The 8514-nt window shown below is 58.2% G+C and carries 7 protein-coding genes and 4 pseudogenes; 6 read left to right on the top strand and 5 right to left on the bottom strand.

Features of this window, described 5'->3' with window-relative positions; translation table 11 throughout:
• Positions 1-22 precede the first annotated feature (22 nt).
• A pseudogene (locus A5906_RS27055) lies at positions 23-860 on the bottom strand (IS5 family transposase).
• Positions 861-952: 92 nt separating this feature from the next.
• Here A5906_RS27055 and A5906_RS27050 point away from each other — a divergent pair.
• From A5906_RS27050 to A5906_RS46440, 5 genes are all read left to right on the top strand, one after another.
• The gene (locus A5906_RS27050; RefSeq protein ID WP_080138310.1) at positions 953-1327 is read left to right on the top strand and encodes a hypothetical protein; all 375 of its coding nucleotides are present in this window, start codon (positions 953-955) and stop codon (positions 1325-1327) included.
• Between the two features lie 179 nt (positions 1328-1506).
• On the top strand, positions 1507-1881 hold the full coding sequence (locus tag A5906_RS27045) for a hypothetical protein (protein WP_080138309.1): 375 nt from the start codon (positions 1507-1509) through the stop codon (positions 1879-1881).
• Between the two features lie 418 nt (positions 1882-2299).
• Complete coding sequence (locus A5906_RS45065) at positions 2300-3883, top strand: SDR family NAD(P)-dependent oxidoreductase (protein ID WP_245326924.1); 1584 nt, start codon at positions 2300-2302, stop codon at positions 3881-3883.
• A 26-nt stretch (positions 3884-3909) separates the two neighbouring features.
• A complete protein-coding gene (locus A5906_RS27035) occupies positions 3910-4437 on the top strand; it encodes an NAD(P)/FAD-dependent oxidoreductase (RefSeq protein WP_080138307.1) in 528 nt (175 codons plus the stop codon).
• 171 nt (positions 4438-4608) lie between these two features.
• Entirely contained in the window at positions 4609-5043 is a 435-nt protein-coding gene (locus tag A5906_RS46440; RefSeq protein ID WP_161495437.1) for an FAD-dependent oxidoreductase, read from the top strand.
• Between the two features lie 234 nt (positions 5044-5277).
• Here the strand turns inward: A5906_RS46440 and A5906_RS27025 are convergent, their stop codons facing one another.
• Complete coding sequence (locus tag A5906_RS27025) at positions 5278-5493, bottom strand: hypothetical protein (RefSeq protein WP_080138305.1); 216 nt, start codon at positions 5491-5493, stop codon at positions 5278-5280.
• A 125-nt stretch (positions 5494-5618) separates the two neighbouring features.
• Positions 5619-5771, bottom strand: a pseudogene (locus A5906_RS43185) (HipA domain-containing protein); the annotation flags it as partial.
• Between the two features lie 168 nt (positions 5772-5939).
• Here A5906_RS43185 and A5906_RS41715 point away from each other — a divergent pair.
• A pseudogene (locus A5906_RS41715) lies at positions 5940-6107 on the top strand (IS630 family transposase); the annotation flags it as partial.
• Positions 6108-7910: 1803 nt separating this feature from the next.
• On the opposite strand, the gene A5906_RS46435 reads toward A5906_RS41715, so the two are convergent.
• Positions 7911-8066 (bottom strand): HipA domain-containing protein, encoded by a 156-nt coding sequence (locus A5906_RS46435; protein WP_430642419.1) that lies wholly within the window; start codon positions 8064-8066, stop codon positions 7911-7913.
• 47 nt (positions 8067-8113) lie between these two features.
• Positions 8114-8290 (bottom strand): annotated as a pseudogene (locus A5906_RS46430) (HipA domain-containing protein); the annotation flags it as partial.
• Positions 8291-8514 lie beyond the last annotated feature (224 nt).

Below are 8514 nucleotides of genomic sequence, written 5' to 3'. Positions count from 1 at the left end.
ATCTAAGAGTCTGACTCAAAATTCATAACTTGAGGTTCGCGATCCTTGCGATGCGCCGCGCCAGTAGCCTTGTAGAGGCAACGAGGAGCCATGCTTCGGCCGAAGCGATGGAAGCCTCCCAGTCTTTGGCCAGACGGCGGCAGCGATTGAGCCACGCGAGGGTGCGTTCGACGACCCATCGTCGAGCGACGATGACAAAGCCGATGGCGTCGTCGGTACGCCTGACAATTTCGATCGCAGGACCCTCGATCTCCTCAAGCGCGTTGGCGAGCTTTTCGCCTGCATATACACCGTCAGCAAACAGGTGCGCGATCGTCGGATAGCTCGCACACGTTAGACTGACGACGGCTGGTGCGCCGTCCCGATCCTGAACGTTGGCCGCATGCACAATGCCACACAGCAGATTGCCTTGCGTGTCCGTGACGATGTGGCGCTTGCGACCCTTGACCTTCTTGCCCGCGTCAAAGCCGCGCGGTCCCCCGCTCTCGGTCGTCTTGACCGATTGGCTGTCGATAATGGCCGCCGTCGGGTGCGCTTCCCGTCCGGCAAGCCTGCGGGCGATTTCAACCAAGGCCTCATTGATCAGATCCAAAATGCCACCGTCGCGCAGTCGATAGAAATGGTACTGGACCGTCGTGAAGGCGGAAAATCCTTCGGCAAAAGAGCCCATTGGCATCCCGTCGTCGCAATGTACTGGATTGCATTCCACACCGAACGCATACAAGTCGTGCGTGGCCGCCCCACTTTGCTCGGCCCTGGCATCAACAACGCGATCCAGCCCATTCACTATCCGTACAATCGCTTGCATAACGCAGCTCACGTCTGTCGTGCTCCCGTCGGGTGATTTCGGTCCAGGTCATCTGATTCTCCGATGGCTTCGAACACCTCCGAAGAATCACAACCTCCTGAAATCACCCAACTTTAATTTGCGGTCGGCCTCTATGGAGCCGTCTTGCCCACGGTGATTGTGATTCAGCTCAGCCACGCCTCCATTTTTTCCCTCGCGACGGCCACTGCTCTGCTCGTGACGGGGGCCATCAGGCTTAGCTATTTTGCAAATTTCGGCAGATCGTCCGACGGGCGCTTCTTGGGTGTGCCTTTGTCCTACGACGTCCCGCTACTGGCTCTCTTGTTCCTTTTACAGCCGTTCATTGGAGCCGAACTATTTGAGTGGTTCGTCAACGTCTGTTTCCTGCTGCTTGCCGCCGCTCACGTGGCGTCTATTCGCGTGCCGTCACCCAGCCCGGCAATGTATGCGGCAATCAGCATCTTCGTCGTGGTGTCTTCGGCCGCCTTAGCCATGGGCAGATTGTCGAGCTATGTATAGGCAGGCATGATCCGAGCAGCTGGTAGGGTTCTTGGCCGAACGACCTGCTATATTCGGGTCCGTAGCCGCTTGCCTGAACGTTGTATCGCTCTGAGCTCCGAAACAGCTCGGCATCACGTACTTGGTCGTGAGATACTTATCGTCGGGCCGTTCATCGTACCTGCATCGAGGTGGCTGGCATGACCATCCGGCCTGAACTCTTGCAGCGTCCCGATCTGCGTCAACTCGAGTACGAGCGAGGCTGGATCTTTCGGGAAATCGGCGTCGAGCCGTTCATTCAATGCGCCGGCGTGCGCACATTATATGGAGCAAGCAATCCGAGTGACGAAGTCATCGCAGCCATGAACGCGGCTGCAGAAGCTTTCGTCGACCTGGATGAATTGGCTGAGGCTGCAGGTCGACGGCTCGCTGAACTTACGGGCGCCGAATGGGGTGTGATTACCGCCGGCACTGCGGCGACACTGGCGCTAGCCACAGCGGCGTGCATCACCGGAAACAATCCGGAATTGATGTTGCGATTGCCGGAAACTCGGGGCTACCCAACAAGGTATTGATCCCCTCTGACCAACGCTTTTTCTATGAACAAGCAATCCGTATCGCAGGCGGCGAGATTGTGAGTGTTGCCACTGTAGAACGGCTTGCAGACGCATTGCACGGAAGCGCCGCGATGATCTGCCTGCTCGGTCGCATGGATTCCGCGTCCGTTTTGCCATTGAGCGCAGCATCCCTCTCGCCCGTGCAAACGGCGTGGCCATTCTATCGAGGCCGCCGGGCTTTCGCCAGAAAAGTCTGATCGCTGGCTCAAATGCGGCGCCGACCTGGTGGTTTATGCGGGCGGCAAATATCTCCGGGCCCCACAATCCACTGCGATCGTGCTTGGTCGTGAACGGCTATGCAAGGCAATCTGGTGGAACGGAGCGCCTCACCAGGCCTTCGGTCGGGCGATGAAGCTAGGTAAAGAGGAGATTGTGGGTGCTATCGTGGTACTACCGCTGGCTCAATTTTCCAACTGCAAAACACGACCGTGACCAATGGCTTCCGCGCTTAAAGCTGATTGAAGCGGAGCTCATTTCCCAGCCTGGCATCAGAACTGAGGTGCTGTCCTGGCCTGGTTCTGTCACAGCAGTTCGGCTCAAGGTGAGCTGGGACGAGAAAGTCGTTCCATTCAGCGCGGAAGATCTCCGGCTTGCGCTCTTACGGCAGCGACCACGGATTCTCATCCACGATTTTTGGTCGACCCCGGCCTCGATCGTGCTTGACCCGGTTAATCTCGCCAATGACGAGGCGGAGATCGTCGGACGTGCTTTGGCCCGCGCATTTCGGCGTCGGTGCATTGCTGAACGACCTTCAACGCGTCAGGCCGAAGCTGACGTCTCAGGAGCTTGGCGTATCGAAATTCAATTCCTTCATGGCTTGGCGACACATCATCTCGATCTTGAGCAGGATGAGGTGCTCATATCAGGCGTCCATCACACCGGATCATCTTCCGGCCACTGTCCGGTGAGATTCACGGCGACCACATCCGCTTCGAGGCTGCACACGAGCAGATACCGATGTCTCTATTCTATGGCTTCGAGGGCAAAGTCGCCGATGGGACTATCAGTGAAACGGTCCAGCTCGGTGGCAGCGCAAAAGAACATCTTGGACCTGTTTCAAGGGTCAATACGGTTCGGCGGAATTTCATGCATCGCAAAGTTCCCGCAACTCCCGATATCTCGACCAAACATTATCGCGCCGAATCCAGGAGAGATTCAAATGAACGTTCAGACGATCGAAGCAGGATCCCAGCATCAGATGAGCTTGCATGGCAAGGTAGCGTTGATCGTTGGTGGGTACGGAGCGATCGGCACAACAATCTCGGAAGTGTTGACCCTTGCGGCTGCGACCAGCATTGTTGCGGGACGAAGCGGCGACCTGGCGTGGGCTCTTGCCGATGAGCTGGCCACGCAAGGCTTCTCTGCCCATGCTGTCGAGCTAGACGCGTGCGATGTCAACGCGGTGCATGCGGTTTCTGCGTCCTTGAAGCAACAACATGGTTCTATAGATATTTTGGTGAACTGCACTGGCTTCAACAACGAGCAGATGCTGTTCGAGGTAACGCCGGAAGCCTTCGATGAGGTTCATTCCAGGACATTGCGCGCCGGAATGTTTCTCTCCCAGGCGGTCGCTGCTCAGCAATTATCCGGCAAAAGAGGCGGGAGCCATATTCATCTTCTTTCTGTGCGCTCATCGCTTGGCGTCCGAAACCGCGGCTATAGCGCCTTTTGCGCCGCCAAAGGCGGGCTCGCGGTATTGTTGAAGCAAGTGGCAACGGAATTGGGGCCGTACGGCATCACCGTAAATGGTGTCGCGCCTGAGGTAGTACGGACGCAGAAGAACGAAAACGCTTTAGATGACCCGGCCGCATTCAAGCGAGCCACCGCGAACATCCCTCTTGGGCGATTGGCTACGCCTGACGATGTCGCGGGAGCTGTGCACTTCTTCGCGTCTTCGCTATCCAGGTTCGTGACGGGCCAGATTCTTCGCATCGATGGCGGGCTCACCGCCAGTACTTGAGCAGATTTTCCAGGAAGGAGGAGCCGATGAAAATCGGAGTCATCGGGGCTGGTATCATTGGCAGATCCATTGCCTATCACCTCGGGAAGGCCGGTGCGCAAGTGACGGTTTTCGATATTGGGGAACCTGGAAACGGCGTCTCCTCCACGTCATTTGCGTGTCTAAATGCGTTTGGCCAAGCCGAAGCCGACCTGCCGTTTAGGCTCGACGCTATCAAGTACCACAGCATGATCGCTCGCGACGTCGGAAGCGAGCGACACCTCCACACGACTGGAACGCTGCGGCTCGCTTCCTTTGGGAATGCTGCTGCAAAACTGGAACAGCATGCCAAGACCCTTTGCAAGTACGGAAGTCAGGTGGAATTCATTTCACCGGCCGCAGCAGGTCGCCTCGAGCCATCTATCAGGACTGAATCGGCCGCCGAAGTCGTACTTGTCCCGGAGGAAGGATGGGTGCATGCGGGAGCGCTATGCCGGGCTCTGATCGACCTCTCTACCAAACGGTTTGCGGTTCGGTATCGGCGGGAGCGAGTACAAGGCCTTGAGAGGCTGTAGTCAATGGCACGCTTGCGCCTAACGACAGGAATTGAGGAATTCGACTCCCTCGTGTTGGCGGCCGGCAATGACACCAATGCACTGCTCACGCCGGCCGGCGTTCATGCCACTTAGATTGACAGCAGCACCTGGACCGCTCGTGGACCTCTTTGTGCGCTGGGCACGCAAGGCGTGCGACGGGCCATCTACGCCGACAAGCTCCATATCAGGCCGGGCGACCACGGAGGTTTTCTGGCTGGCGTAGCTGCGGCCGCTGGTGACGGCCACGAGCCCGAGCGAATGGAGGAGGAGCGCCGTTCTCTGACTAGCTCGGCAAGCCACTGGATCATGAATTTCGCGGAAATGGGGCAAAGATGGGCAGTTGGTGTACGCCCGATGCCGGCGGATGGTCGGCCCATGATTGGCGCTATTGACGAAGACCGCACCATATACGTAGCGGTCATGCACGGCGGAATAACCCTTGGTCCTTTAGCAGGACGCCTCGTCGCACATGAAATAGTGCAAGAGAATGAGGCCATCGAGCTAAGCGCCTATCGGCCCAGGCGATCAATTGCGCAAGATGCCGATTGGCGTGAGCAAACGCTGTCACCGGTCCGTTCAATGTAGCTCGCAACGCGCCGGAACGTGATCATGGATACAAAGCTTAATCAAAAAAGAGAGCTGGACGCAGTGTGAGCAGACTGACTTGTCAGCAGCTGCCGTCCACAAAGTCGGAGACGTTCATCTCTTGGCGACATCATGATGCAAGGGATGGCTGACGACGTTTTGCTTGCTCGAAAGTGCCACGATTGCGGGACTGTAGAAACCGTGGCCAAAGCTAAAATGCGTTAAATGTCCTTACTATAGAATCCGTTCAGACCACCGGCTCGGCGCTGTTTGAGACGTGATCAAATAGGAGAAGCCGAGGTCCAGCGCATTTTGAAAGTCGGAAGACGCAATCTCGTAGGCATTCACGCTCCCGGTCATCGAGCCGCACAACTGTATGTGCATCAAACCGTCGGTGGCTTTCTTTTGACTGACAATCGCAAGTCCGGCGCGTGTGAGTTCGTTGGCCATCTCGTCAAGCTTGATTCCACTGCCTTCGGCAAAAAGGATAGTACCGTCATATTTGTAGACAACCGCAGTCTTTAGGAAACACCCCTGTCGGCGTTGGCTTTCGATCCTTCCTTGCTCTGTCCGAGGGGCCTCACCGACTTTTGCAGCTTGCGCGCGGGCGGAACCGATAGTGCTTGGCAGCAGTCTTCCTGCGGCAGCCGCGACAGGCGGCCGTCGCGCGTCCAGGTGCGATCGAACCGCTCAACTGCGAGCACGCGGCGTCCGGCGAAATCGATCCTGGCTGGCTTCTCTATCGAAACAGGATCAACTGGAGGGGAGATCAATTATCTGAAGCCGACGCGCGACCGAGACCGCCAGGCATGTCATAAGAGCCACGGCAACGGTCGAATCGACTTGGTATTCTACCAGAACTAAGACGCTGACGGAGTTCACGCCGCTCAACCGGCCCCGACTTCAATCCGATCGAGAACGCCTTCGCCAAGCTCAAGGCGCTTTTGTGTCAGGCCGCAGAACGAACCGTCGACAGCCTCTGGAGCGCGATCGGTCGCATCATTTATCGCTTCACAGCTCAAGCCCGCGCTTCCCGAGCACCTGGCGCATTAGAGGGTCCTTAATCTCGCGCGCGATCTCCTCGCTGATCATCCGCGGCTGGAAAAAGCAGATCTTGATTGCCCCCTTGTCCAGAGAAGGCGGGCGAATCCGAGGGCAACCGCGAGGTGCCTTGTCCGACGCGATCCCCGTGCGGCATTCTCAAAAAATCCGCATCTCTGTTCGACACAACGTCGCAGTCGCCGAGGCTATTTGAATGCTGGGGCGGGCGCTCGTGCGGATGCAACTCGTCCAGGTGCTGCTGAAACCCCGCCTCCTGCTGCTGTTCCAGCTCGTTGTCGTACGCCGGCTCGACATCTGGGGTCTCGAATGGGTGGAGGTGGTTTAACGCATCCATCCGATTCTCCTGACAAATCTGATCAGCTAACGCCGAACCTGGATAAACACATTCTCGCTACGAGGCTTTGCTTTCGAGAAGCTGACGAGGAAGCAGAATGATTGTAACTGCCCTGTTATATTAGATCTCAGCGGGAGGCTTAGCGCTTGAATGCCCGCACTGCAGTCCGACATGCCGAGGCCGAACCATGTCGGGGTTTCGAGAAGCCGATTTCTGAGCCTTTCAAGAACGTCCGCGCTTGTGGGCGCAAAATTCATGCTGGGAAGCATCGCAATGTCGGTTCCCCTGTGGTTACTGAACATAAGGTCATATGTCCGCCGCTGCATGGTCCATATCTTCCGACACCGCCTTGCTAGCGACGGTCCGGCGCGCCTTTGTGAGAGGGCGGCCAATTGCTCCGAAGCGAGAGCCACGACGTAAGCGGCAACTTTGACGAAGGTAGAAATCCAAAGAATCGCACGTTGACCGTGCCGCGGCTGGTACGCATCCAATGACCACTCCGCGATTCGCAACTGGAGCGGGCCAAGCGTTTGGAAACAAGAATTTAGAGGCAAGAATTTGGAGGCAAGAGTTGGAGACAACGACCAGCATAAGGCGCGGCGGCTTGCGGAGTTCGTCTCCTTGATGGAAAAGAAGGCTACGACATCAGTACGAAGCTCGCCGTAACCTGGGCGCTCTACCACTCGATCGGTACGCATCATGTCCTTGCGATTAACCGCCGTTTGCGGTTTCGCCACGTCGCGGATATCGTGCCGGGAGCAGACATCTTGCTATCCGGCGGGCCGCCGAGCGACATAAGCGATGCGGAAGATCGGGTGCTACGGGGTAAACTCCTTCGTCATCTTCGAGCAGCGCCTTGAGTGTGATGATCGTATCCTTGTGCGGAAATCGTCGGGCACGCGCCCCCGAAGCCTTGAGCGCACATGTGCAGCCACGTGTTCCGCCGGTGAGGCAGGCGGGCTCGGCTTTCTAGCGACATGCGCCTATTCCTAGGGCGATGGGGCTGCTGCGCCCTCCGGCGCTGGCTCCGCTTGTTTCACCCGCTCCAGGTAGCCGCGTGCCCGCGAAATCACCGCCTCGACCACAGTGTCCAGGACGGGATCGCGCCGGCAGGCACGGCTTCGACCTCGGCCTTGGCCGCCATTGCATGGTGCGTCACGGCCTGAGCGATCTCGGAGACGCGCCGGATCGTCTGCGTTGGAGAGAGTTTGCAGTCGATGGCGAAGCGCTCCCAGTGGTTGCGTCCGAGCTGTCAGCCTGCTTTTGCCCGCCGGTCTTCTGCGCCATGTTGCGGGTGATCTTCGGATATGGCGCCGCGCAGACGATGTGTTACCTGGCGCCATGGTAGCGCCGCGAGCCGATAACATCAGCGAGGAATTTTGGCGGTAGGAATCCGTGTTCCACACCACCGGATTGAAGATGGCAAGATCGACGAAGCGGGCGGTCTCCTGTGCTGTCACGTGGCGCTCGGTCACGCCGACCATGTCGGCCAATGATGGTCCTTTAGGCCTCTATCGTTGTTCTGGCACTTGGCAGCAGGCGGTCGGCCCAGGGCTTGACAGAAGTCCTCCTGATGCAGCCGCCGCCACCTCTTGCCGTCATGACGGCGGTCATAGCGCTCAACCAGCAGGTAGCTACGTTCGCCTGCCGTCCCGGTCTCGTCACCGTCGGTGTGGAGATTCCGATCATGCGCGCGAGCGTTAGGCAGAATGCCTCGTTCTGGACGGCGCCAGGCAAGCGCTCGCCATCGGGCTTGATGATGTGGGTCGACGGCGCGCCGTCGATCGGTATGTACAGGGTGTCGCCATCCAGAGCGATGGCGAGCTTCGTCTGCTCACCCGCAAGCGACATCGACACGCCATCTTCGCCGACGAGGAAAGGCTTGCGGGGTAGCTCATTGAGGATGCGCTCGAGCGAGGCCTTGTCGGGGATCTCTCGCCATTTGCCGGCGATCAGCCCGGTGCCAGGTTGTCCGACGGAGAGCGCGCCGTCCGCTTTTGGTTCACAAGCTCTCATCCTCCTTCACAGTGAGGAATAACCGCTTCAGGATGGCCCCCGCGGCGCTCCGCCGCGCC

It is taken from the genome of Bradyrhizobium sacchari (genome assembly GCF_002068095.1).
Taxonomy (GTDB): Bacteria; Pseudomonadota; Alphaproteobacteria; order Rhizobiales; family Xanthobacteraceae; genus Bradyrhizobium; species Bradyrhizobium sacchari.
This window is presented reverse-complemented; position numbering and strand designations above follow the sequence as displayed.

Coding starts and splice junctions, on each gene's coding strand:
- A5906_RS27045 (WP_080138309.1), top strand. CDS start 1,507: ATGACCATCCGGCCTGAACTCTTGCAGCGTCCCGATCTGCGTCAACTC.
- A5906_RS27035 (WP_080138307.1), top strand. CDS start 3,910: ATGAAAATCGGAGTCATCGGGGCTGGTATCATTGGCAGATCCATTGCC.
- A5906_RS27025 (WP_080138305.1), bottom strand. CDS start 5,493: ATGGCCAACGAACTCACACGCGCCGGACTTGCGATTGTCAGTCAAAAG.